This window comes from Streptomyces sp. sk2.1 (assembly GCF_008120935.1).
Lineage (GTDB): Bacteria > Actinomycetota > Actinomycetes > Streptomycetales > Streptomycetaceae > Streptomyces.
This window is the reverse complement of the sequence record NZ_RDBO01000056.1, coordinates 61,122-83,463: the sequence shown is the minus strand read 5'-3', so window position 1 is coordinate 83,463 and position 22,342 is coordinate 61,122. Positions and strand designations below refer to the sequence as shown.

Genomic DNA, 22,342 nt, shown 5'->3' with positions numbered 1-22,342 from the left:
GAGCAACAGCCTCATCCTTCGCGGGAGTGCAGCCGAGGAGCCTTCTTGCCCGAGTGGGATCGATGTTCCTCAGAATCTTCGAGTTCGAGGAGTGCCGGTGTACAGTGAAAAGCGCCCCTGACCTGCAGAAAGCAGGCAGGGAGCCGTCTTTCAGGAGTCCAACATGCTGCGCACCATGTTCAAGTCCAAGATCCACCGGGCCACCGTGACCCAGGCCGACCTGCACTATGTCGGCTCGGTCACCATCGACGCCGAGCTGATGGAAGCGGCGGACCTGTTGCCGGGCGAGCTGGTGCACATCGTCGACATCGACAACGGCGCCCGCTTGGAGACGTACGTCATCGAGGGCGAACGCGGTTCCGGCGTCATCGGTGTCAACGGGGCTGCCGCACACCTCGTCCACCCGGGTGACCTGGTCATTTTGATCAGTTACGCCCAGGTCGATGATGCCGGGGCCCGCGGCCTGGTCCCGCGGGTCGTGCATGTCGACGCCGACAACCGGATCGTCGAACTCGGCTCCGACGCGTCGGAACCCGTGCCCGGCACCGCCACCGAGCGGAGCCCGCACGCGGTTCCCGCCGCGCGCTGACCCGGCCGGGCCGGCGGGGTCGGTCGGGCGCGGCCCTCGTGGCAGGGGTGCGGCGGGGCATTCGGAACCCGTACGCACGGCCCCACCGGGCGCGGGCGGCGGGTCCGGGAGACGGTGGAAGCAAGATCCGTCCTGAACCGTTCGGAGGCTTCCGATGACCAACCCGTATCCCGACCCGGTACCTCCGGCACCCACCCCCGGGCCGATGCCCGGACCGCCGTCCCCGCTGCCGGAGCCACCGCCTCCGCCGCCCGGCCCGGTGSCACCGGGCCCGGCGCCGGACCCGATCCCGCCCACACCGCAGCCCGAACCCCAGCCGTCGCCCCAATAGGCCGGTCGGCCGGGCCCGTTCGGGCCCGGCCGCTCAGGCGACGATCGGCACCACGGCCTCGGGTGTCAGCATCCGGAAGGTGAACGACTGGTGGAAGTAGAGCCTGATACCGGTCGCGTCGTGGTCCTGGTAGCCGATGGAGAGGTCCTGGCCGAGGCACAGTTCGAAGTCGCCGCCACGGGTGGACAGCAGCACCCCGCCCGTGACGGCGGGGGCCCACAGGATCTGGTCGTCGAGCAGCCGGGCCAGATGGGTGGCCACCGGATACCCGTGGTCGGAGGTCTCGGTGGCCTCGGTGAAGGCGTCGGCGCCGAGCAGCAGCCGGTACGGGCCGTCGACCCCGGCCAGCCGCAGCCGGGTGAGTGCCTGGCTGACGGTGGTCGGGTAGTCGCGGGCGTCGGCGGGCAGGGGGAGCGGGGTGTGCGAGGAACCGTCCCGCAGCCCGGTGATTCCGGCCGAGGCGTAGCCGTCGATGATCGCCGTGTCCTCGGCGAACGCGCAGGTGCGGGCGGCGTCCTTGACGGGCTGCCAGTCGCTGTCGTCCGAGCCGCGCTCGACGTCGTCCACGGCCGACCGGGTCACCGTGAAGGGCACCCGCCATTCGATGACCGGCGTCGAGGTGCGGGCCCGCGCGATCACGTCCGGCGCGGGCGGGTCGATGTCGCGCAGATGGCCGTCGCCGATGGCGGCCAGTCCGGGGCCTTCCGGACCGGTCACGTCGACGACGCGGCGGCCCGCCAGATGGCGGCTGAAGGTGCGCCGGGCCTCCTCCTCGATCTGCGCCCAGGCGGCTTCCGTGACGGGGGCGAGTTCACGATGCAGGTTGTTCATCACCGGTCGCTTTCTTGCAGGCTGCCGATGCGCAGCGAACCGTCGGACGGGAGGCCCGGCGCACCTTCAGCCGCCATCTGGCGGGCCGCCGCGTCGTCGACGTGACCGGTCCGGAAGGCCCCGGACTGGCCGCCATCGGCGACGGCCATCGGCGAGGAGGGGGTCGGGGAGCCCGTCGCCGGTCGGAGGGGGATGCCGGAGGGATGATTCCGCCGTCGCCCGGGAAGGGTGTTCGCGCGGAGGCGGTGGGGCCGTGCGCAACGGCCGCGCGCAACATCGGTGCGCGGGCGCCGTTGTCGTCGTGGATGGCGTCGTCGTGGCGCCGTGCCGGCCGGCGCCTCCTCCCGGGGCGCGGCCGCCCGGCGTGCCCGGCGGTGGTGCGGTGCGCATCCGTAACCACTCTTTTGCGTACGCCCCTTGTGTTTCCCCCGGCGTTCCACAAAGGTGTGCCACCGAACCTTTGAAGAAGGCTCGCTCTTCGCCCCCACGCCCCGGCGCAGCGCCGCCGACACACGACTGGAGCGCCTCATGACCCAGGGAACCGGTACCACCACCAGCCCGCCGGGCGACCCCGGCGGCGGGGCGTCCGGCGCGGACGAGTACCTGCACCGCCGCACCCTGCGCCGGGGCAGCGCGGGCTGGCTCCTGTTGACCGGACTCGGCGTCGCCTACGTCGTGTCCGGCGACTACTCCGGCTGGAACATCGGTCTCTCCAAGGGCGGTTTCGGGGGACTGGCCGCGGCCACCGTGCTGATGGGCCTGATGTATGCGTGCCTGGTCTTCGCGCTGGCCGAACTCTCCGCCATCCTGCCCACCGCGGGCGGCGGTTACGGCTTCGCGCGGCGCGCCCTGGGGACCTGGGGCGGCTTCCTGACCGGTACGGCGATCCTCATCGAGTACATCCTCGCCCCGGCCGCCATCTCGCTGTTCATCGGCGACTACGTCGAATCCCTCGGCCTGTTCGGACTCACCTCCGGCTGGCCCGTCTACCTCGCGTGCTTCGCCGTCTTCATCGGCATCCACCTGTGGGGCGTCGGCGAGGCGCTGCGGTTCAGCCTGGTCGTGACCGCCATCGCCGTGGCCGCCCTGCTGGTCTTCGCCATCGGCGCGTTCACCGAGTTCGACGCGAGCCGCCTCGACGACATCCCGGTGGACACCGGCGCGTTCGGCTCCTCGTCCTGGCTGCCCTTCGGACTGCTCGGCATCTGGGCCGCCTTCCCCTTCGGCATGTGGTTCTTCCTGGGCGTCGAGGGCGTGCCGCTCGCCGCCGAGGAGGCCAAGGATCCGGTCAGGTCGATGCCGAAGGCGCTGGCCGTCTCGCTGACCGTGCTGGTGGGCCTGGCGGTGCTCACCTTCCTCTCCGCCACCGGGGCGCAGGGCGCGAAGGCCATCCAGGAGGCCGGCAACCCCCTCGTGGTCGCGCTGGAGGGCGACGGCGGCCCCACCGGCCTGAGCCGGTTCGTCAACTACGCGGGCCTCGCCGGTCTGGTGGCCTCGTTCTTCTCGCTGATCTTCGCCGGCTCCCGCCAGCTGTTCGCGCTGTCCCGGGCCGGGTACCTGCCGCGTTTCCTCTCGCTGACCAACCGCCGCAGGTCCCCCTACCTCGGCCTGCTGATCCCCGGCGCGATCGGCTTCGTGCTGGCCGCCTGGGTCGGCAACGGCGGCCGGATGCTGAACGTCGCCGTCTTCGGCGCCACCATCAGCTACGCGCTGATGGCGCTCTCCCACATCGTGCTGCGCCGCCGCGAGCCGAATCTCGAACGGCCCTACCGCACGCCCGGCGGCGCGCTCACCTCGTCGGTGGCCTTCGTGCTGGCCTGCTCGGCGCTGGTGGCGACCTTCCTGGTGGACCGGAACGCGGCGTTCATCGCCCTCGGGGTGTACGGGGTGGCACTGGCCTACTTCGCCCTGTACAGCCGGCACCGGCTCGTCGCGAACGCCCCGGAGGAGGAGTTCGCCGCCCTGGCGGCGGCCGAGGCCGAACTGGCGCGGGACTGACCGGCCGGACCCGACGGGTGCTCAGAACCCTGCGGGGGTCCTTACGGACCACCAGCAGTTCCGGACAATTCCGCACGTTCGGGTGCTCCGCTCGACCCCGCCGTGCCGTGCCGCGGCGGGGGGCGGGGTGGATGTGACGGGTGAATACGGGTGCTCTCTTGTCATCTCCCTTTGACTGCACATAAGTTGGGCGCTTGCGACGTGTCCTATTGCCTGTGGGGGAGCCAAGTCATGGCCGCGAACGGACGGCACCGCAAATATCAGCCCAGTCGGATCAACCGTGCCTCGCTCACGGTCACCGCGGGCGGTGCGGGCCTCGCGCTCCCGCTCCTGGCGGCGGCCCCGGCGGGCGCCACGTCCCCGGACGTCTGGGAGAAGGTCGCCGCCTGCGAGTCCACCGGCAACTGGCACATCAACAGCGGCAACGGCTACTTCGGCGGACTGCAGTTCACCCGCTCGACCTGGGCGGCCTACGGCGGCACGCTCTACGCCCCGCGCGCCGATCTGGCCACCAAGGACCAGCAGATAGCCATCGCCGAGAAGGTCCTCGAAGGGCAGGGCCCCGGCGCCTGGCCGGGCTGCTCGACGAAGGCCGGACTGACCAGGAGCGGCGACACCCCCGACATCGCCCCGCAGTCGCAGCGCACCGATCAGGTACGGGCGTCGGAGAAGCAGGAGAAGCAGAAGCAGGAGCAGGCCGCCGACCGGAAGGCGCGGGCGAAGCGGGCGGCCGAGGCCGCCTCGCCGACCACCGTGCCCGGCAAGCGCGAGTCGTACACCGTGGCCCGCGGCGACTCGCTCTCCGCGATCGCGGCCTCCGAGCACGTCCGGGGCGGCTGGCAGCGCCTCTACGAGGCCAACCGCGAGGTCGTGGGGGACGACCCCGACCTCATCTTCCCCGGGCAGCGGCTGAGCATCGACCCGGCCGCCCGGTCGCGGAGCACGGCCCGGGCCCCCGAGGCGAAGCCGAAGGCGGAGACCCCGGCCCGGACGAAGCCGCCGAAGGCGAGCGCGGCGGAGCCCGAGCACCGCGCGGCGGCCCCCGAGCGCCAAGCGGCCAGGTCCCACGACCGGACCACCGGGACCGGGACGAAGACTCGGCCGGTCGTCTCGCAGCAGCACCAGGAGGCGAAGCCGAAGACCCGGCCGACGGCCCCCGAGCAACAGCAGGCGGCGAAGCCGAAGCCGCAGCAGAGCGCGAAGCCGCACCAGAGCACGGAGCCGAAGCCGCAGCAGAGCGCGAAGCCCAAGCCGCACCCGAAGAAGACCGAGAGCCACCGGCCCAAGGAGCGTCCGGAGCGGCACACCGGCCTCGTCGCCCCCGTCTCGGCCGGCATCGGAACCCCGTACCACCAGGCCGGTTCCTGGTCCAGCGGTTACCACACCGGGGTCGACTTCCCCGTCCCCACCGGTACGTCGGTGAAGGCGGTGGCCTCCGGCACGGTCGTCTCGGCGGGCTGGGGAGGGGCGTACGGCTACCAGGTCGTCATCCGGCACAGCGACGGCAAGTACAGCCAGTACGCGCACCTGTCGGCGCTCCACGTGCGCGAGGGACGGCATGTCACCGCGGGCCAGCGCATCGCGCGCTCCGGCTCCACCGGGAACAGCACCGGACCGCACCTGCACTTCGAGATCCGCACCGGCCCCGGCTACGGCTCGGACATCGACCCGCTGGCCTACCTCAGGGCGGGCGGCGCCAGGGTCTGAACGGTCCCATGGGTCCCGGCCGCGTCGTCCGGCGCGGCGGGCCCGTCGGACGGGCGTCCCCGGAGCGCGGCGTCGGAACGGGGACGCCCGTCCGCGAACTCCACCTGCTCCAGACACATCAGCGGCATCAACAACGGCAGCCGGCGCCGCTCGGGCACCGTCTCCGGGACGGGCTCGGCCGCGAACGGCTCCGGGACGGGGCCCGCGGCCCGGGGCGTCGCCGTCTCCCTGCCGGGCACCTCCTCCGCGGCCCGCGCCCCCCGCTCGTCCGCCACGACGTCCGGAAGTCCACTGCTCGCCGCGGCGTCCGGGAGCTCGCCGTCCGCCGCCCGTGCGGCCTGCCGCTCCGCGCCCAGGCGTTCCGTCGTGAGCAGGATCAGGCCTCCCGCGGCGAGCACCGCGCAGGCCTGGGCGAGCACGGCCCCGGTCGTGCCGTGCCGGAACCCCTCCCCGAAGAGCGTGAGGCCGACGACCGCGGCCACCACCGGGTTCACCACGGTCACCGTGGCCAGCGGCGCGGTCAGCCCGGCACCCCGGTACGCGGACTGGGAGAGCAGGAGGCCGGCGGCGGCGAAACCGCCGATCGCCACCAGGGCCGGCAGCCCGGCGCCCACCGCGCCGGAGGTCAGCCCGACCGCCACCGTCTTGGTGAACACGGAGGCGATGCCGAACGCGACCCCCGCCGCACCGGCCAGGACCACGCTGCGGACCACCGGCCGGCGCACGCCCCTGGAGGCCAGCAGGAGCGTCGCGATCGTGCCGAGCGTCAGACCGGCGAGCAGCAGCTGGTCCGGGGCGTTCAGGGCCCGCGACTCGGCGTTCCCGGTGAGCGCGAGCAGACCGGCCAGCCCGACCGTCGTCATGATCGCGCCGCGCCACGCGGTGGCCCCCGCCCTGCGGCGCACGAAGAGCGCCGCCATCGGCAGGGCGAAGACGATGGTGAGCGCCCCGAGCGGCTGGACGAGGCTGAGCGGGCCGTAGGCCAGTGCCACGACGTGCAGCACCGCGCCCACCCCGTTCAGCGTCACGGCGGCCCACCAGACGCGGTTGCGCAGCGGTGCGAGCGAGTCGCCGTCCCCGTCCGCGGCCACGCGTTCCTGGACGATCGCCCCGGCCGCGTACGCGACCGCGGAGACCAGTGACAGAAGCACGGACAGCGCGAGGGAACTCATGTGCACCACGATGTCCCTTCGGGACGGCCGCGTCGTCGTCCTTGAGGCTGCGATTCGGCGTACTGCCCAAGTAGTACGGGTGTGGTCCCGGTGTCCTCCTCCCGAGGGTAGCTCTCCCTCCGGAGAACCTCGGACCATTACGGTGAACGCCGCGGCGCGGGCGTCCGGGCCCGCGCGCCGAGCCGGCGGACGGGCGGACGCCGGGAGGGAGCAGAGGGATGGTGGACGGGTCCGCGGCGGCCTCGATGGGCGGGTTCTTCGCACTGCGGACCGGGGCACCGCCCGACGGCGCGCCCCGCCCGCTGGCGGAGCTGTACGCGGGGGAGTCCGCCCCGCTCACCGACCGCATCGACACCGTCGCCGCCCGGCTGCGCACGTCCGAGCGCCGGGTCGCCGCCTCGATCGCGCACCTGGGACTGGCCTCGCGCCTCTGGTCGGTCGCGCTCGGATCCGCCGCGCTGACCGGCGTTTTCCCCGCGCTCACGCCCGGTCTTCTGTGCTGGGCCCCGGAACGGCCAGCCCCCGACGACCTGTGGCTGGAGGACACCGTGCCGCTGCCCGGCACCGCCCGGCGCATCCGGGAGGAGGTCCAGTACGGCCACCTCGTGCCCCTCGCCGAGGCGATCCACCGGGACGGCCCGCTGTCCGACCGGCTGCTGTGGGGCAACGCGGGATCGGCACTGGCCGGCTCGCTGCGCCAACTGGTCACCTGGGCGCGCACGCACCGGCGCCCCGACGTCGGCGCGCGGGCCCGCGCGCTGACCGCCGAGCTCTTCGACCACCCGGACCTGCGGGACACCGGGGCCCCGCACGACCCGGCGTTCCGCAGGCGGAGCTGCTGCCTGTACTACCGGGTTCCGGGCGGCGGACTGTGCGGGGACTGCGTCCTGGAGAGGAACTGACGCACCACCGGTGCCGGGCGGGAAGGGCGCTTCCCGTCCGGGCGCCCCACGACCGCGGGCGCCCGTACCGCTCGCGCCGGGGCGGCCGTGGTCGTGGGGCGGGCGGCGTCCCGCCCGCCCCACAGCTCAACTGCTCAGCTGGAACTCGGCCCGGATGCGCTTGCCCACCGGCACGCGCTCGGCGGTCAGCCGGTCGCACAGCGCCACGACGATCTCCATGCCGTGCCCGCCGGGGCGCGCCGGGTCGGGGGCGAAGAACAGCGGCAGGGCGGCGCTGCTGTCGTACACCGTGACACTGACGCGCTCCGCGGTGCCCTCCAGCTCCAGCAGATAGGGGCCCTGGCTGTAGCGGTCCGCGTTGGTGACCAGCTCGCTCACCGCCAGCATCAGGTCGCCGCGGGTGCGTTCGCCGAACACCGCGAGCCACTCGGCGGCCAGCCGGACCAGGAAACGGTCGGCCAGCGCCCGTGCCCGCGCGATGCAGCCGGGCTCGCCGGCGAACACCTCGGCGCTGTGCAGCACCTCCGGGTACCGGTCCGGGGCGGGCGGGCCGGCCGGGCGCGAGGTGACCTGTTCGTTCATGTGCTCCAGCCAGGGCGAGCGGGAAAGTCCGGTGACAGCTTCTCGACGTCCGCCTACCCGCGGGGAACGGTCCCACTCCGAGGAGAACCCACCAGTTTTCGGCCACGGCCGGACCGGCCGGTCACCCCCCTTCCCGCGCGCCGCCCGTCGGGCCGGTCCGACGGGGCGCCGCACGATGTCACGCGAACGGAGCAGCGCCGGGTGCATGGCAGACTTGACCGGGGCGTTCGGCCCGGCAGAGCAGGTCAGGTACGGCGGTCGGCGCCACGAGAGACGGATGACAGAGGAACGGCGATGACGGTGACAGAGGACAGCCCGGAGCTCGCTCCCGGAACCGGGGAGTTCGGTCCCGGCATCGACCCGGAGCGGCTGGCCGTCTGCCTGAGCGTGCTCGACGAGCTCGACACGATCGAGATCGACCACCCCGACGCCATCGCCGTGCGCCGCGCCACCGCCGGGATCTACCGGACCGTGAAGCAGCGCCGCCGCCAGGAGCGCCGCGCCGCCAAGACCGCGCACGACAAGGCGGTCACCGAGGCCACCGCGACCGGCTCGGCCGACCGGATCGACGACGAGACCCAGGGCGTCCTGCCGTCCTCGTCCACCCGCGGCGAGATCGCCGGGGTGCTCCAGCGCCCCCGCTCCTGCTACATCTGCAAGACCCGGTACGTCGAGGTGGACGCGTTCTACCACCAGCTGTGCCAGTCGTGCGCGCAGGAGAACCGCGCGCGCCGCGACGCCCGGACCGACCTCACGGGCCGGCGCGCGCTGCTGACCGGCGGCCGGGCGAAGATCGGCATGTACATCGCGCTGCGGCTGCTGCGCGACGGCGCGCACACCACCATCACCACCCGCTTCCCCAACGACGCGATCCGCCGCTTCAAGGCGATGCCGGACAGCGGGGAGTGGATCCACCGGCTGAAGGTCGTCGGCATCGACCTGCGCGACCCCGCCCAGGTCGTCGCGCTCGCCGACTCGGTGGCGGCCGAGGGCCCGCTGGACATCCTGATCAACAACGCGGCGCAGACCGTGCGCCGCTCCGCGAACGCGTACAGCGAGCTGGTCAACGCCGAGTCCGCGCCGCTCCCGGCGGGCGAACTGCCCGCGTCGGAGGTCATCGGCACCTTCGGCAGCGGCACCGTCGACCGGGTCACCGCGCTCCCGGCCGCCCGCAAGGAGGGCCTGAGCGCGCAGGACGTCACCGAACTGGCCCTGGTCACCGGCTCCGCCTCGCTGGAGCGGATCGCCGCCGGAACGGCGATCGACGCGGGCGGTCTCGTCCCCGACCTGCACCACACCAACAGCTGGGTCCAGACCGTCGACGAGGTCGGGCCGATCGAGCTGCTGGAGGTCCAGCTCTGCAACTCCACCGCCCCGTTCATCCTGATCAGCAGGTTGCGCCCGGCGATGGCGGCGACCGCGGCCGGGCGTGCCTACGTGGTCAACGTCTCCGCGATGGAGGGCGTGTTCGGCCGCGGCTACAAGGGAGCGGGCCACCCGCACACCAACATGGCCAAGGCCGCGCTGAACATGCTCACCCGCACCAGCGCCCAGGAGATGTTCGAGAAGGACCGCATCCTGATGACGGCCGTCGACACCGGCTGGATCACCGACGAGCGCCCGCACCCCGACAAGATCCGTCTCGCCGAGGAGGGTTTCCACGCCCCGCTCGACCTGGTCGACGGCGCCGCCCGCGTCTACGACCCGATCGTGCGCGGCGAGGCGGGCGAGGAGCTGTACGGCTGCTTCCTCAAGGACTACGCGCCGGGCAAGTGGTAGCCCGTCCGGCGGCGCGGTGACGCGCGAGCTGCCGCGGACCCGGCCGGGAGGCATTCCTGGCCGGGTCTTTCGCGTACGAGGTGGCCGAAAGTGACCAGTAGCACACATTCCATCGAGCGCAGTGGCGCTCATTTGGTTACTCTGATGTGAACGGACGTAATCGAGGAGTCCACAAACTCTCCTCGACTGTCCTGGGACAGGCTTGTCAACCAAGTCGCCGTCCCGCCCCCTGTACCCGGCGCCACCGCGACCGAACTGTTCTTGCCCCTGCCCCCATGAGTGGCCGATCTCCCGGTGATGAGGCCGGAACGTCGGCGACGCCCGGGGCTACGCGACACGAAGGAGTGCGCGGTGACGACACCGGAAATGACGAAGCACGAGAAACGATCCGCCGACCGGCACGGGGAGCGGGCCCGCAGGCCCGAGAAGCTCCGGAACATCGAGGTCTGGGCCAGGTCCGCGCCGATCCGGCTGGCCGGCTACGAGGACGACCTCGCCGAGCCGCACATCCTGCCCGGCATCGACTGAGACCGCTCCACGGATCTCCGTTTGAACGACTGAGCTCCGGTCCGCGCGCTGCGGACCGGAGCTCGGCCGTTCCGGGCGTCCCGGCCCGCCGGGCGGCGCGCCCGTGGCTCAGGACCGCCGGCCCGGACCGGTCCGGGCGGGGCCGAGCGAGACCGGGGGCATGAACTCCCGCACATGGGTCCGGTGCCACCAGCGCCCGGTGGCCCGCAGCTCGCGCCAGGTGGTGTACCGGTAGCGGTACACCCGGGCGCGGACATGGACGGGCGGGGCGTCGGGGAAGGGGTTGTGGCGCAGCAGCCGCAGCGTGTCCCGGTCGTTCTCCAGCAGCCGCTCCACGAACGGGCCGAACCAGGGCCGGGCGTACGCGGGGGAGAGCGCCGCGAACCACATCAGCCAGTCGAGCCGCAGATGGTACGGGGCGAACTGGCGGGGCATCCGGCGCGGATCGCCCGGCTTGCCGCGGAAGCCGTACTCCTGCCAGCGGGTGCCGTCGTGGAGCACCCGCTCGTCCGTGCCCTCGACCACCACCTCCAGCCGGACCCGGCTGATGCTGCCGAAGGCGCCGTAGGTGTTGACCAGGTGCAGCGGGTCGAACGAGCGGTTCATCACCTGGCGGCGGGAGACGAGGTTGCGCGCCGGGCGGTAGCTGAGGAGGACGACCAGCGCGGTGACCGCGATGACGACGACCTCGTACCAGAGCGGCGGCGCGGACTGCGCGGGCATCCGGACGAACGGGGACCAGTCGACGGCGGACAGGGCGAGGGTGATGGTCAGCCAGTTCAGCCAGGCGAAGTTCCCCGAGAGCACCAGCCACAGCTGGGTGACGATCATCAGTCCGGCGGCGGCGCCCGCCACCGGCTGCGGGGTGAACAGGAGCACCGGAACCAGGAGCTGGGTGACGTGGTTGGCCGCCACCTCGGCCCGGTGGAGGGGCTTCGGCAGCCGGTGGAAGAACCAGCTCAGCGGACCCGGCATCGGCTGGGTCTCGTGATGGAAGTACAGGCACGTCAGCCTGCGCCAGCACGCGTCGCCCCGGATCTTGATCAGCCCGGCGCCGAACTCCACCCGGAACAGCACCCAGCGCAGCAGCCACAGCACCAGCACCGGCGGGGACGTGGGCCCGTTGCCGAGGAAGACGGCGAGGAAGCCGGTCTCCAGCAGCAGCGATTCCCAGCCGAAGCCGTACCAGGTCTGACCGACCTGGACGATCGAGAGGTAGAGGAACCAGGGCAGCGCCCACAGCAGCATCGCCGCCCAGAGCGGGACGTACGAGTCCACGCCCGCGAGCAGGGCGACGGCGAGCGCGCAGCCGGTCCAGGCGACGAGGGCGAAGAAGCGGTCGGAGTAGTGGAGTCGGAAGAGGCCGGGGCCCTCGCGCCAGTCCGTGCGCCGCAGGAGGTCGGGCACCGGCAGCATGCCGCGTTCCCCGATCAGGGCCCGGAACTGGAGCGCGGCGGTGAGGAAGGCGAACAGGTACACACCGGCGAGAGCCCGCTGGAAGACCAGCCGGCTGAGCCAGTACCCGTCCGCGGTGAACCACTCCATCACTTCCAGTATCGGGGTGGCGCCCCGCTCCGGCCCCTCAGTCCCGCCCGCCGCGCTCCTTGGCCACGACGCGGCGGAGCACGGTGCCCAGCCACCGGGCGTAGCACCGCTGGAGCACCGGGACGACCGGGCCCGCGAGCCGGGTGTACCAGACGGCCGGGCGGCTGAACGCCAGGACGGTGAACCACACCGTCCCGTCGTCCGCCAGCTCCACCACGAAGGACTCCTCGCCGCGTTCCGGGTGCCGGATCTCGGTCCCGTAGGCGAACCCGATGCGGCCCTGCTCGTACGCGGCCCAGACGACCCGGCAGGGGGCGGTGAACCGGAGCGGGCCGACGCCCAGCGAGATCCGGACGCGGACCCCGGCGTCGGCGCGGTCCGCCGACGCGCGGACCCGGGCCCCGCCGGTGCGGTGCATGCGCCATTCGGTGACCGCCGCGCCCGCCGCCTCGAAGTCGGCCCGGCCGCGCCCGACCCGGGTCCGGTGGTGCAGGTGGTGGTACCCGTCGGGGAGCGGGCCGAGCCGGGTGGCGCCGACCTCGGAGTAGGTGAGGGTGCTCATGCGGTCCTGCTTTCGTGGTCGGTGCCGGTGCGGAGCCGCTGCCAGGCGAGCAGCGAGCAGAGGGCGAAGCCCAGGGCGTTGCCGAGGCCGTGGGTGGCGGCCATCCAGGTCAGTGTGGGGTGCGGGATTCCGGTGGCCTCGCCGAGCGCCCAGCTCAGGGCGAGGACCATGGTGACGGCGAGCACGGCGGACGAGACGGCGAGCAGCACCCGGGTGGTGCGGTCCCGCTGCCCGGTGCGGACCGACCGCCAGGTGAGGAGGGCGACGGCCCACATCCCCGCGGTCAGGACGACCGCGCCGGCCAGCTCGGCCCAGTCCCCGATGAAGTAGCCGACCAGGACGAGCAGGGTGCCCAGCGGAACGCTCAGCGCGGCGAACCCGCCCGCGGGGCTTTCGGCGATCCCGCAGACGAGCCCCGCGACCAGCGCGGCGGCGAATCCGGCGAAGTGGAAGTGCGGCACGGTCAGCGCGAGGATGTCGAGCCCGAAGCCGAAGAGCGCGTGCCCCGAGCGTTCGGCGACCAGCGCGGCGGCGGCGATCGACGGGGTGACCAGCGCGGTGAGCAGGGCGATCTCGGCGGGTGCCACGGCAGGGCTCCCGGACGCCCGGAGACCGCGGAGCAGCCGGGGCGGGGCGTGCAGCGCGAGGAGCACGGTCCCGAGCGCGTAACAGACCGCCAGTGCGGTGGCGGCGGTGCCGCGCGGCAGCCACAGGGCGACGGCGCCGGGGACGGCGAAGAGCGGCCACAACCGCCGCATCCGGTCCAGCTCGGGCGCGGCGATCAGCCGCAGCCCCGCGGGAACCACCACCAGCATGCCCAGCATCACGATCGAATTGACCAGCACCGACACGGCCGCCCCCTGATTTGAACGTGTTCAACTCTGTTCGGCGCCGACTCTACGAGCTTTCTTGAACGCGTTCAAGAAGGGGGTCGGGGAAGGGTGGGGAGGGACGGGCCCGGCGCCGATGGCAGGATGCCGCCATGGAGGTCCTTCCCGGGCGCGGCGCGGCCCCGTCATGACCGGGGACCACCGGAGCCGGGTCGAGGAACGCATCGGTCCGCCGCGTGCCCCCTCGGCCGCGCCCCCTTCGTCTGCGCCACCACGCCGCCGCTGGTGATCACCTGCGCCCCCGACGACACCGTCGAGGTCGTCGAGGTCGGATACGGCGGGCAGGGCGGCGGGGCCTGGGCGGGCTACGACAGGATCGGGCCGGCCCACCGGCTGATCGACATCGTCGTGGCGGAACGGCACGCCAGGGGGCTCACCAGCACCCCGTGCGACATCGGCCACGACTTCCACACCGGGTTCTCCGTCTGGTCCACGCACGTGCCGGAGGCGCGCGGGGTGGACCAGACGGCGGGGGAGGGCGACCCGCGGCGCGCCGTCGGAGGAGTGTCCGCGGCGCCGTACGACTGCTTCGTCCGCCCGGGCGGCGCGTGGCGTCCGGCGCCGGACCTCACAGGGCTCCCCGGCGCCATTCCCGGACCAGCAGATGGCCGAGGTAGCCACCGCCGATGGCCATCGTGTAGATGCCCACGGGCAGGTTGTCGAAGAGCGGCAGCTGCTGGGCGCACAGGTCCGCGAGCACCAGCAGCAGCGCGCCGGTCAGGGCCGAGAGCGCCAGGTGCGGGCCGGAGACCCGGGTGATCCGCTTGGCGACCTGCGGGGCCGTCAGTGCGATGAACGCGATGGGGCCGGCGACGCTGACGGCGGCCGCCGAGAGCACGATCGCCAGCACGACGGCGGCCGTCTTCGTACGACGGGGCTCGGAACCGAGCGCGTCCGCGATGTCGTCGCCCATCTCCCCGATGTCCAGCCGGCGCGAGAGCAGCGCGGTGAGCGGCGCCACGGCCAGCAGCACCAGCCAGATCGTGGTGGCGTCCTCCCACGACCGCGCCGACAGGCTGCCGTTGACGTAGGCGCTGAGGACGGAGGCCCGGTCGCGCTCCATGGCGTAGACGACGTACTGGGTGATCGCGGTGCCGATCGCGGCGACCCCGATGCCCGCGATGACGAGCCGGGCCGGGTTGCGGAATCCGGTCCCGGTCGACACGTAGACCAGGGCCATGGCGAGGAGGGCGCCGAGCAGCGCGCCGAGCGCCACCGGAACGGTGTCCGGGAACAGCAGCGCGGAGATCGCGGCACCCGCGCCGGCGCCGGACGCCAGCCCGATCACGTCGGGGCTGCCGAGCGGGTTGCGGGTGACGGACTGGAACAGGGCGCCGGAGAGCCCGAGCGCCGCACCGGTGCCCACGGCCACCGTCAGCCGGGGACCGCGCAGCCGCTCCAGGACGAACGCGTCCTTGCCCTCGGCCCCGCCGGTCACCGCCCCGGGCAGATCGGCGAGCGGAATGCCGAGCCGCCCGAGCGACAGCGTGGCGACGGCGCCCGCCACGAGCAGCACCAGCAGGACGAGGCCGGTCAGCACCGACACCCGCCGGACCGGCAGGGCCACCCTCCCGCCGATCCTCAGCACCTTCCTGGGCGATGCGGCGCGGATCGCGGTCCGTTGCGACGTCATGCGTTGCCCCTCATCCTGCGTACGGCGACGAGCAGTGCGGGAGCCCCGACGAACGCGGTCACGACACCGACCATCAGCTCCTGCGGGCGCATGACCACCCGGCCCACGACGTCCGCGAGGAGCAGCAGCGCCGGACCCACCAGCGCCGAGAAAAGGATCTGCATGCGGAAGTCGACGCCGACCACGGCCCGCACCACGTGCGGCACGGCCAGGCCGACGAAGGCGATCGGACCGACCGCCGCCGTCGCCGCCGCGCTCAGCAGCGTGGCCGCGAGCAGCCCGCCCGCCCGCACCAGTGCCGGGCTCGCCCCCAGGGACGCCGCCGTCGAGTCGCCGAGCGCGAGCGCGTTGAGGCCGGGGCCCAGCACGGCGGCGGTCACCAGACCGGCCACCGCGAACGGCAGGACCGACCACAGGACGTCGAAGTCCCGTCCGCCGAGCGCCCCGACGACCCAGTACCGGTAGCTGTCGAAGACCTGCGGCCGGCTCAGCGTCACCGCCTGGATGAACGCGGTGAGCACGGCGGAGAGCACCGCGCCGGCGAGCACGAGCCGGACGAGCCCGCCGCCCGACCCCGCGGAGCCGATCGCGTGGACGAGCAGCCCCGCGAGCAACGCGCCGGGCAGTGCCCACCACATGGTCTCCGTGCTGCCCGACGCCCCCAGGAACGCCGTCGCGGCGACGATGCTCGCGGACGCGCCCGCGTTGATCCCGAGGAGGCCCGGGTCGGCCAGCGGATTGCGGGACACCCCTTGCATGAGGGTGCCCGCGACGGCGAGGCAGAGACCGGCCAGCACACCGAGCGCGGTCCGCGGATAGCGGCTCTCGACGATGGTGGTGACATTCGGGTCCGCGGTGCCGGACAGGACGTCCAGCACGTCGCCGAACGAGGTGGTGCGGCTGCCGAACATGACGCTCGCGAGCACGGCGAGTGCGAGGACGGCGAGCGCGAGCAGGACGGAGAACACCCGCCGAGCGGTGCCGGTCCGTGAGGTACCGGCACCGCTCGGCGGTGCGTGCGTGGTGGCGGCCATGGGTGCGGGGTTCGGCCTCAGCCCTTGTCGGCGGCCTCGACGGCCTTGTCGATCAGCGGCAGGTAACGGTCGATCACCCACGGCACGGTGAGCGGGTTGATGATCGAGGAGGCGGTGACGAAGGAGTTGTCCTTGCCGGCCACCACGGCGCCGCTCTTGACCGCGGGGATCGCCGCGTACAGCGGCTGGGCCTCGATCTCCTTGCGGGACTTGTCGTCCGTGTAGAAGGTGAAGACCAGGTCGCTGTCCTTCAGCTTCTCCGCGTTCTCCAGGCCGATGAGCGCGGAGTCGGTGCCCTTGGTCTCCTTGAAGGTGTTCACCACCGGGTCGACCGTGAGGCCGAGCGAGGAGACCATCTTGACGCGCTGCTCATCGGGCTTGAACACCCCGAGGGTGCCGGGGCCGGTGTTGTAGATGTACGAGAACGTGTGCTTCTTGTAGTTCGGCCGGGTCGCCGCCGCGTCGGCCAGCTGCTTCTCGATCTTCGAGGTGAGGGTCTTCGCCTCGTCGGGCTTCCCCAGCGCCTTGGCGATGATCTCGATCTGCTGGTCCCAGTCCGTGCTCCACGGCAGGTCCGGGTAGGCGACGGTGGGGGCGATGTCCTTGAGGATGTCGTAGTCCTTCTGCGTGATCCCGGACCACGGCGCGAGGATGACGTCCGGCTCCAGCTCGGTGATCGCCTCGAAGTCGATGTCCTCGCCGCCCGTGAACTGGGTCGGCAGCTTGTCGCCGGACTTCTTCACCGCCTCGTGGACCCAGGGCAGGTAGCCCGTCTTGTCGCTTCCCCACTCGTACTTCTCGATGCCCACCGGGGTGTGGCCGAGCGCGATGGCGGTCTCGGCCGAGCCCTGGCCGAGGGTGACGACCCGTTCGGGCTGCTCCTTGATCTCGGCCGTGCCGAGGGCGCTCTTGATGGAGACGGGGAAGGCCCCGCCGCTCTTCCCGGACGCGCCGGAGTCCTTCTCGTCCCCGTCGCTCGACGAGCAGCCACCGAGGGCGAGAACGAGGGCCGCGGCGGCGGCAGTTGCGGCGAACGTCCGGCGACGCGCGCGGGTGAACCGGGACATGGAGGTTCCTCAGGTTTGGCGGATGGAGCAAGGGGCCCCGCGCCGGCGAGCGGGGTCGCCGACATGGCGGTCGCAGCCGGAACGCGCGGAGCACGTCCGATGCAGATCGCAAAGGGTTAGGCAAGCCTAAGCTAAGCCTTTGTGTGGCGACAACCGGCCCCCCGGAAGTGCCTCGGGGTGGAGGTGGGGGATTCAAGGGCGCCCTCTTTGGTCCAGACCTATTGACGGAAGGTCTGGACCTCTTTAGCGTGTGGCGCACCGTGAGGTGCAGGAATCCGTACAGCGTTGTCAGGGGCATGACTTTCATGTGCCCGGCGCGCCCCGTGCCGGATCGTTCCCGGGGGTGCCGCCCCGGTGCCGTCCGGCGGTGACAGGAAGGGAACTGGGTATGTTGGGACGGACATCGCGCCTGCTGGGGGTCGGCCTCGCGGCGGCATGTGTCGTACAGCTGTTGGTGGGCGCGACGCCGAGTGCGGCGCAGGACGACACCTGTGCCGTCAAGTCGAAGCCCGCGGGCAAGGTCCTCCAGGGGTACTGGGAGAACTGGGACGGCGCGTCGAACGGCGTGCATCCGCCGCTCGGTTGGATCCCGATCACCGACAGCCGGATCACGCAGCACGGCTACAACGTGATCAACGCGGCCTTCCCGGTGATCCTGTCGGACGGCACCGTCCTGTGGGAGGACGGGATGGACGCCACCGTGAAGGTCCCGACCCCGGCCGAGATGTGCCGGGCGAAGGAGTCCGGACTCACCACCCTGATGTCCATCGGCGGCGCGACCGCCGGCATCGACCTCAACTCCACCGCCGTCGCCGACCGGTTCGTCGAGACGATCGTGCCGATCCTCAAGAAGTACAACTTCGACGGCATCGACATCGACATCGAGACCGGCCTGACCGGCAGCGGCAACATCAACCAGCTGTCGACCTCGCAGGCCAACCTGATCCGCATCATCGACGGCGTGCTCGAACGGATGCCGTCGAACTTCGGCCTGACGATGGCGCCGGAGACGGCCTACGTCACCGGCGGGAGCGTCGTGTACGGATCGATCTGGGGCGCGTACCTGCCCATCGTGAAGAAGTACGCGGACAACGGCCGCCTGTGGTGGCTGAACATGCAGTACTACAACGGCAGCATGTACGGCTGCTCCGGCGACTCGTACTCCGCGGGCACGGTCGAGGGCTTCACGAAGCAGACGGACTGTCTGGACAAGGGGCTCGTCATCCAGGGCACCACGATCAAGGTTCCCTACGACAAGCAGGTGCCGGGGCTGCCGGCCCAGCCGGGCGCGGGCGGCGGCCACATGTCGACGGGTCAGGTCTCGCAGGCATGGAACCACTACGGCAACAGCCTCAAGGGCCTGATGACCTGGTCGCTCAACTGGGACGGCTCGAAGGGTTGGACCTTCGGGGACAACGTCAGGTCGCTCCAGGGGCGCTGAGCCGACGCAGCCGCCCCCGGGACGGTGCTCCGGGGGCGGAGGGGCGCGGACGGGCGGCTTCGCCGAAGGGGGCGGGGCCGCCCGTCCGCGCGCCCGCCGACGGGCCTGTGCGTACGTGCGTCCGCCCGCCGGTGGGGCGGGCGGACGCACGGAGGCGTCGTGCGGTCAGTCGCGGGGCTCGGAGGCGTCCAGCATGGCCTCGCGCTCCACGACCTTGATCCGCTCGCGTCCCTGCTCCGCGCCCAGGGCCTGCTCGTGCGCGTCCAGGCGGTGCCAGCCCTCACGGGTGGTGTAGCGGACGCCGCGCTCCTCCAGGAAGGCGGTGACGGCCTCCGGCTCGGGCCGGACGGGGGCGGGCAGCCGGCCCTCGGCCCGGTCCTCCAGCAGGCAGGCCACCGTCTCGTTGGCGTCGCCCTTGGTGTGGCCGATGAGGCCGACCGGACCGCGCTTGATCCAGCCCGTGACGTACACCGAGGGCATGTGCTCCCCGCCGTCCACGACCCGTCCCGCGGCGTGCGGGACGGTGCCGGAGACCACGTCGAACGGGAGCTTCGACAGCTCGCGCGAGTAGTAGCCGACCGCGCGGTAGACGCTCTGCACGTCCCAGTCGGTGAAGGTGCCGGTGCCCTTGACGTTGCCGGTGCCGTCCAGCTCGGTCCGCTCGGTGCGCAGGCCGACGACCCTGCCGTCCTCGCCGAGGATCTCCATCGGGGACTCGAAGAAGTGCAGGAACAGCTTGTGCGGCCGGTCGCCGACGTCGCGGATGGCCCAGTTCTCCAGCGTGGAGGCGACCATGTTGGCCTGCTTGTTGCCCCGCCGGGTCTCGATCGAGCCCGCGTCGTAGTCGATGTCCTCGGGGTTGACGATGACCTCGATGTTCGGCGAGTGGTCCAGCTCCCGCAGCTCCATCGGGCTGAACTTGGCCTGCGCCGGGCCGCGGCGCCCGAAGACGTGCACCTCCAGCGCCTTGTTGGCCTTGAGGCCCTCGTAGACGTTGGCGGGGATCTCGGTGGGCAGCAGCTCGTCCGCCGTCTTGGCGAGGATGCGCGCCACGTCCAGGGCCACGTTGCCCACGCCCAGCACGGCGACCTTCTCGGCCTCCAGGGGCCAGGTGCGCGCCACGTCGGGGTGGCCGTCGTACCAGGAGACGAAGTCGGCGGCGCCGTGGGAGCCCTCCAGGTCGTTGCCCGGGATGTCGAGCGCGCGGTCCGCGTCGGCGCCGGTGGAGAAGATCACCGCGTCGTAGAACGACCGCAGGTCGTCCAGGCCGATGTCGTTGGGGTAGTCGACATTGCCGAAGAGCCGCAGCTGCGGCTTGTCGAGGACCTGGTGGAGCGCCTGGACGATGCCCTTGATCCGGGGGTGGTCCGGGGCCACTCCGTAGCGGATCAGGCCGAAGGGGGCGGGCATCCGCTCGAACAGGTCGATCGAAACACCCGGGTCCTGGGCGGCCTCGGATTTCAGCAGCGCGTCCGCCGCGTAGATGCCGGCGGGGCCGGCTCCGACTATGGCGACGCGGACGGGGCGGGTCATGGAGGTGCTGGTCCTTAGAACGAGCTGATGCGGACAGTGAGGCGCGGGGTAAAGGTAAGGCTGGGCTTACCGCGCTTCACGCACACCGTATCCGTTACCCGTCCGTCACCCCGGGACGGTTCGTTCTGCGAGACATTCGGTCTCGTGACATCGATCACCCGGCTGCGGAGCGAAGCGGTTTCGAAGCCGCCGGATTCGGCTTCCTGCGCGCAGTTCGCTCGAAGAATCGGGCAAATGATGGCAGAGTGACCCACATGGATGATCGGGTAGCGGGTGCCCTGTCACTCCCGGACGACTGGCCCGCCCACCCGGATCTCAGCCTCGCCCTGAACCGTATGGGCAGCTTCGACTGGGACCTCGACAGTGGCCTGATGCACATGGACCGGCCCGCCCTCGACGTGTTCGACCTGCGGGCCGAGGAATACGACGACCGGCCGGAGACCCTCGGGCTCCGGGTGCCGACGGACGAGGGTGTCCGGCTCGACGCCATGGTCTCGCAGGCCCTCAAGAGCGGGCAGACCAACTACGGCGCGTACTTCAGGCTACGCAGGCGCGACGGCAGTCTGCGCTGGACCCACACCCAGGGCTTCATCCGGCGCGACGGGACCGGCCGCCCCAGGCGCATCATCGGCATCGTCCGCGACGCGACGCAGGAACTGGCCGACTCCACGGCCCGCCGCGAACTGGACCTGGAACGCCGGCGTCGCACCAGCCTGGTGGACGGCACCACGGCCGCGCTGGCCCACGCCCGCACCGTCCGGGACGTCATCGACGTGCTGAAGAACTCCCAGGGACTGGCGCACCTCGGGGCGACCAGCCTGGTCATGGGGCTGATCGAGGCCGGGCGCATCCACCTGGTGGCCGACGGGCCGGAGGACTCGTTCGTGCCCGGCACCCGTTACACCCGGACGGACGAGCAGTACCCGATGAGCGAGGTCGTGCGCACGCTCTCGCCGCGCTTCATCGAGTCGGCCACCGACTTCGCCACCTCGTACCCGATCCTGTGGCCCCACATCAACCACCTCGGCATCACCTCCGCCGCCTATCTGCCGCTGATCGCCCAGGCCCGGCCCATCGGCGCGCTCGGCCTGCTCTACAGCGACAAGGACGGGTTCACCGGCGACGAGCGCAACCTGCTGGTCGCGCTCGGCAGCTCCATCGCGCAGAGCCTGCAGCGGGCCATGCTCTACGAGCAGGAGCACGATCTCGCCGAGGGCCTCCAGCAGGCCATGCTGCCGCGCCGCATCCCGGACGTGCCGGGCGCGCAGGTCGCGGTCCGGTACCGCTCGGCCCGGCTGGGCCGGGACATCGGGGGCGACTGGTACGACGTCATCCCGCTGCCCGGTGGCCGGGTCGGGGCCGTCATCGGGGACGTGCAGGGTCACGACACCCACGCCGCGGCCGTCATGGGGCAGCTGCGCATCGTGCTGCGCGCCTACGCGGCCGAGGGGCACAGTCCCGCCACGGTGATGGCCCGCGCCTCCGTCTTCCTCCACGAGCTGGACACGGACCGCTTCGCGACCTGCACCTACGCCGAGGCCGACCTGACGACCGGGGTGGTGCAGCTGGTCCGGGCGGGCCACGTCGACCCGCTGGTGCGCGAGAGCGACGGCTCCTGTCGCCGGCTGCCCGTGGAGGGCGGGCTGCCACTGGGGCTCTCCGCCGAGTTCGGACGGCTGGAGTACCCGGTGAGCACGGTGGAGCTGGACCCCGGGCAGACCCTGGTGATGTTCACCGACGGCCTCGTGGAACTGCCCGGCGCCGACCTCGACGAGGGCATGCAACTGCTGACCGCCCTGGTGCGCAGCGGCCCGCAGGACCTCCAGAAGCTGGCCGACCGGCTCTGCGAGGAGGTCGACGAGCGCCGGGGCGAGGACGACGTGGCGGTGCTGCTGCTGCGCCGCAAGGCCGCCCACGCGCCCCAGCCGGGCGGACGGCTCCAGCAGCACGTCGCGCAGAGCGATCCGGAGGCGCTGAGCTCGGCGCGGCACATGATCCGGGCCGCGGTGCGGGCCTGGGGCGCCAAGGCGCGGGCCGACGAGGTCGAACTGGCCGCCGACGAGCTGATCACCAACGCGCTGATGCACACCGACGGCGGGGCGATCGTCACGATCCGGGTGCTCACCGGGCCGGAGCGGCGCCTGCGGGTCGACGTCGAGGACCGGTCCAGCGCGCTGCCCAGGCGCCGGGACGCGGGGGAGGCCGGGGTGTCCGGGCG

General features: G+C 72.4%; 18 protein-coding genes and 1 pseudogene. 9 read left to right on the top strand and 10 right to left on the bottom strand.

The annotated features are described in order from the left end of the window. Nucleotides 1-163: 163 nt before the first annotated feature. A complete protein-coding gene (gene panD / locus EAO76_RS21200; RefSeq protein ID WP_148837530.1) occupies nucleotides 164-589 on the top strand; it encodes an aspartate 1-decarboxylase in 426 nt (141 codons plus the stop codon). A gap of 364 nt (nucleotides 590-953) precedes the next feature. Here the strand turns inward: panD and EAO76_RS21195 are convergent, their stop codons facing one another. Continuing rightward, complete coding sequence (locus tag EAO76_RS21195) at nucleotides 954-1,751, bottom strand: family 1 encapsulin nanocompartment shell protein (protein WP_148837529.1); 798 nt, start codon at nucleotides 1,749-1,751, stop codon at nucleotides 954-956. A 14-nt stretch (nucleotides 1,752-1,765) separates the two neighbouring features. Here EAO76_RS21195 and EAO76_RS46425 point away from each other — a divergent pair. The 3 genes and pseudogenes from EAO76_RS46425 to EAO76_RS21180 all read left to right on the top strand — a co-directional run. Continuing rightward, a pseudogene (locus tag EAO76_RS46425) lies at nucleotides 1,766-1,900 on the top strand (encapsulin); the annotation flags it as partial. A 379-nt stretch (nucleotides 1,901-2,279) separates the two neighbouring features. Beyond that, entirely contained in the window at nucleotides 2,280-3,749 is a 1,470-nt protein-coding gene (gene eat / locus EAO76_RS21185; RefSeq protein ID WP_148837527.1) for an ethanolamine permease, read from the top strand. A 231-nt stretch (nucleotides 3,750-3,980) separates the two neighbouring features. Continuing rightward, entirely contained in the window at nucleotides 3,981-5,456 is a 1,476-nt protein-coding gene (locus EAO76_RS21180; protein ID WP_148837526.1) for a transglycosylase family protein, read from the top strand. Here the strand turns inward: EAO76_RS21180 and EAO76_RS21175 are convergent. After that, nucleotides 5,426-6,628, bottom strand: coding sequence for a DMT family transporter (locus EAO76_RS21175; RefSeq protein WP_187438724.1), 1,203 nt, complete (start codon nucleotides 6,626-6,628; stop codon nucleotides 5,426-5,428). The two genes, EAO76_RS21180 and EAO76_RS21175, sit on opposite strands and share 31 nt — an antisense overlap. Before the next feature lie 218 nt (nucleotides 6,629-6,846). Between EAO76_RS21175 and EAO76_RS21170 the strand changes: the two genes are divergently transcribed. After that, the gene (locus tag EAO76_RS21170; protein ID WP_148837524.1) at nucleotides 6,847-7,530 is read left to right on the top strand and encodes a (2Fe-2S)-binding protein; all 684 of its coding nucleotides are present in this window, start codon (nucleotides 6,847-6,849) and stop codon (nucleotides 7,528-7,530) included. Between the two features lie 126 nt (nucleotides 7,531-7,656). On the opposite strand, the gene EAO76_RS21165 is transcribed toward EAO76_RS21170, so the two are convergent. Next, nucleotides 7,657-8,112: an ATP-binding protein gene (locus EAO76_RS21165; protein ID WP_148837523.1), complete on the bottom strand. Its 456-nt coding sequence runs from the start codon at nucleotides 8,110-8,112 to the stop codon at nucleotides 7,657-7,659. Nucleotides 8,113-8,406: 294 nt separating this feature from the next. On the opposite strand from EAO76_RS21165, the gene EAO76_RS21160 reads away from it, so the two are divergent. Together EAO76_RS21160 and EAO76_RS44700 are read left to right on the top strand one after the other, a co-directional pair. After that, nucleotides 8,407-9,891, top strand: coding sequence for an SDR family NAD(P)-dependent oxidoreductase (locus tag EAO76_RS21160; RefSeq protein WP_148837522.1), 1,485 nt, complete (start codon nucleotides 8,407-8,409; stop codon nucleotides 9,889-9,891). A gap of 351 nt (nucleotides 9,892-10,242) precedes the next feature. Then, nucleotides 10,243-10,419 (top strand): hypothetical protein, encoded by a 177-nt coding sequence (locus EAO76_RS44700; RefSeq protein WP_187438727.1) that lies wholly within the window; start codon nucleotides 10,243-10,245, stop codon nucleotides 10,417-10,419. 108 nt (nucleotides 10,420-10,527) lie between these two features. On the opposite strand, the gene EAO76_RS21155 is transcribed toward EAO76_RS44700, so the two are convergent. The 6 genes from EAO76_RS21155 to EAO76_RS21130 all read right to left on the bottom strand — a co-directional run bounded on the left by EAO76_RS21155 (nucleotide 10,528) and on the right by EAO76_RS21130 (nucleotide 17,150). After that, nucleotides 10,528-11,964: a lipase maturation factor family protein gene (locus tag EAO76_RS21155; RefSeq protein ID WP_148837521.1), complete on the bottom strand. Its 1,437-nt coding sequence runs from the start codon at nucleotides 11,962-11,964 to the stop codon at nucleotides 10,528-10,530. Between the two features lie 37 nt (nucleotides 11,965-12,001). Next, nucleotides 12,002-12,526 carry a DUF1990 family protein gene (locus EAO76_RS21150; RefSeq protein WP_148837520.1) on the bottom strand — a complete coding sequence of 175 codons (525 nt, stop codon included), beginning with the start codon at nucleotides 12,524-12,526 and terminating at the stop codon, nucleotides 12,002-12,004. Then, nucleotides 12,523-13,377: a YndJ family protein gene (locus EAO76_RS21145; protein WP_148837519.1), complete on the bottom strand. Its 855-nt coding sequence runs from the start codon at nucleotides 13,375-13,377 to the stop codon at nucleotides 12,523-12,525. Before EAO76_RS21145 ends, EAO76_RS21150 begins: the two co-directional genes overlap by 4 nt. 607 nt (nucleotides 13,378-13,984) lie before the next feature. After that, a complete protein-coding gene (locus EAO76_RS21140; RefSeq protein ID WP_148837518.1) occupies nucleotides 13,985-15,049 on the bottom strand; it encodes an iron chelate uptake ABC transporter family permease subunit in 1,065 nt (354 codons plus the stop codon). Beyond that, on the bottom strand, nucleotides 15,046-16,083 hold the full coding sequence (locus EAO76_RS21135) for an iron ABC transporter permease (RefSeq protein WP_148837517.1): 1,038 nt from the start codon (nucleotides 16,081-16,083) through the stop codon (nucleotides 15,046-15,048). The genes EAO76_RS21140 and EAO76_RS21135 overlap by 4 nt, the downstream gene beginning before the upstream one ends. Nucleotides 16,084-16,100: 17 nt before the next feature. Next, complete coding sequence (locus tag EAO76_RS21130; protein WP_148837516.1) at nucleotides 16,101-17,150, bottom strand: iron-siderophore ABC transporter substrate-binding protein; 1,050 nt, start codon at nucleotides 17,148-17,150, stop codon at nucleotides 16,101-16,103. Nucleotides 17,151-17,538: 388 nt separating this feature from the next. Between EAO76_RS21130 and EAO76_RS21125 the strand changes: the two genes are divergently transcribed. Then, on the top strand, nucleotides 17,539-18,591 hold the full coding sequence (locus tag EAO76_RS21125) for a chitinase (RefSeq protein WP_148837515.1): 1,053 nt from the start codon (nucleotides 17,539-17,541) through the stop codon (nucleotides 18,589-18,591). A 165-nt stretch (nucleotides 18,592-18,756) separates the two neighbouring features. Here the strand turns inward: EAO76_RS21125 and EAO76_RS21120 are convergent, their stop codons facing one another. Beyond that, on the bottom strand, nucleotides 18,757-20,124 hold the full coding sequence (locus tag EAO76_RS21120; RefSeq protein ID WP_148837514.1) for an FAD-dependent oxidoreductase: 1,368 nt from the start codon (nucleotides 20,122-20,124) through the stop codon (nucleotides 18,757-18,759). Between the two features lie 254 nt (nucleotides 20,125-20,378). On the opposite strand from EAO76_RS21120, the gene EAO76_RS21115 reads away from it, so the two are divergent. Continuing rightward, nucleotides 20,379-22,342 (top strand): SpoIIE family protein phosphatase (locus EAO76_RS21115; RefSeq protein ID WP_148837557.1); only part of this gene is annotated, 1,964 nt, incomplete at its 3' end.

Bases quoted from the DNA above. Each gene is read 5' to 3' on its own strand.
- panD (WP_148837530.1), top strand. From the start codon at position 164: ATGCTGCGCACCATGTTCAAGTCCAAGATCCACCGGGCCACCGTGACC.
- EAO76_RS21195 (WP_148837529.1), bottom strand. From the start codon at position 1,751: ATGAACAACCTGCATCGTGAACTCGCCCCCGTCACGGAAGCCGCCTGG.
- eat (WP_148837527.1), top strand. From the start codon at position 2,280: ATGACCCAGGGAACCGGTACCACCACCAGCCCGCCGGGCGACCCCGGC.
- EAO76_RS21180 (WP_148837526.1), top strand. From the start codon at position 3,981: ATGGCCGCGAACGGACGGCACCGCAAATATCAGCCCAGTCGGATCAAC.
- EAO76_RS21175 (WP_187438724.1), bottom strand. From the start codon at position 6,628: ATGAGTTCCCTCGCGCTGTCCGTGCTTCTGTCACTGGTCTCCGCGGTC.
- EAO76_RS21170 (WP_148837524.1), top strand. From the start codon at position 6,847: ATGGTGGACGGGTCCGCGGCGGCCTCGATGGGCGGGTTCTTCGCACTG.
- EAO76_RS21165 (WP_148837523.1), bottom strand. From the start codon at position 8,112: ATGAACGAACAGGTCACCTCGCGCCCGGCCGGCCCGCCCGCCCCGGAC.
- EAO76_RS21160 (WP_148837522.1), top strand. From the start codon at position 8,407: ATGACGGTGACAGAGGACAGCCCGGAGCTCGCTCCCGGAACCGGGGAG.
- EAO76_RS21155 (WP_148837521.1), bottom strand. From the start codon at position 11,964: ATGGAGTGGTTCACCGCGGACGGGTACTGGCTCAGCCGGCTGGTCTTC.
- EAO76_RS21150 (WP_148837520.1), bottom strand. From the start codon at position 12,526: ATGAGCACCCTCACCTACTCCGAGGTCGGCGCCACCCGGCTCGGCCCG.
- EAO76_RS21140 (WP_148837518.1), bottom strand. From the start codon at position 15,049: ATGACGTCGCAACGGACCGCGATCCGCGCCGCATCGCCCAGGAAGGTG.
- EAO76_RS21135 (WP_148837517.1), bottom strand. From the start codon at position 16,083: ATGGCCGCCACCACGCACGCACCGCCGAGCGGTGCCGGTACCTCACGG.
- EAO76_RS21130 (WP_148837516.1), bottom strand. From the start codon at position 17,150: ATGTCCCGGTTCACCCGCGCGCGTCGCCGGACGTTCGCCGCAACTGCC.
- EAO76_RS21125 (WP_148837515.1), top strand. From the start codon at position 17,539: ATGTTGGGACGGACATCGCGCCTGCTGGGGGTCGGCCTCGCGGCGGCA.
- EAO76_RS21120 (WP_148837514.1), bottom strand. From the start codon at position 20,124: ATGACCCGCCCCGTCCGCGTCGCCATAGTCGGAGCCGGCCCCGCCGGC.